Source organism: Methylobacterium sp. CCH5-D2 (genome assembly GCF_001556475.1).
Taxonomy (GTDB): Bacteria; Pseudomonadota; Alphaproteobacteria; order Rhizobiales; family Beijerinckiaceae; genus Methylobacterium; species Methylobacterium hispanicum.
Genome location: NZ_LSIX01000372.1, coordinates 1 through 466, shown reverse-complemented (window position 1 = coordinate 466; position 466 = coordinate 1). Strand labels below are relative to the sequence as shown.

Here is a 466-nt window from a genome sequence, read left to right as displayed (position 1 = left end):
GCTTCCGGACGAACGAGCCGGTGCCCGGCGCGACCATCGAGGTCGAGACGCCGGAGGGGGCCAAGATCGCCGCGGCCACGCCCGAGGGCGGCTACGCGCTGCCGGTGCCCTGGCTGGCGAAGCCCGGCCGGCACGAGCTCGTGGCGACCGTCACGGCCGGGGATGCGGTCGACGTGTTGACCGTGGCGGTCACCGTGCCCGATCCCGCCGCGCAGGCAGCCGCAGCGGCCGCCAAGCCGACGCCGACGCAAGCGGCCTTTGGACGCGCCTCCGAGTTCGCCCACGGCCTCCGGGAGCGCCTGACGGCCAAGGACCCGACGCTGGTGGCGGCGGTCGCCGTCGCGTTCCTGCTCGGCATGCTCGTCACCGCGGTCGTTCGCGGGCGCCGAGGCGCCCCCGCCCTGGCGCTGCTCGCCATCGGCATCACCCTCATCCTCGGCACCGCCGCCTTCGCGCACGGCGACGA

1 pseudogene is annotated in these 466 nt (G+C 76.2%); it reads left to right on the top strand.

Going from position 1 to position 466, the window contains the following annotated elements:
- Positions 1-20: 20 nt before the first annotated feature.
- A pseudogene (locus AX737_RS09530) lies at positions 21-466 on the top strand (RND transporter); the annotation flags it as partial.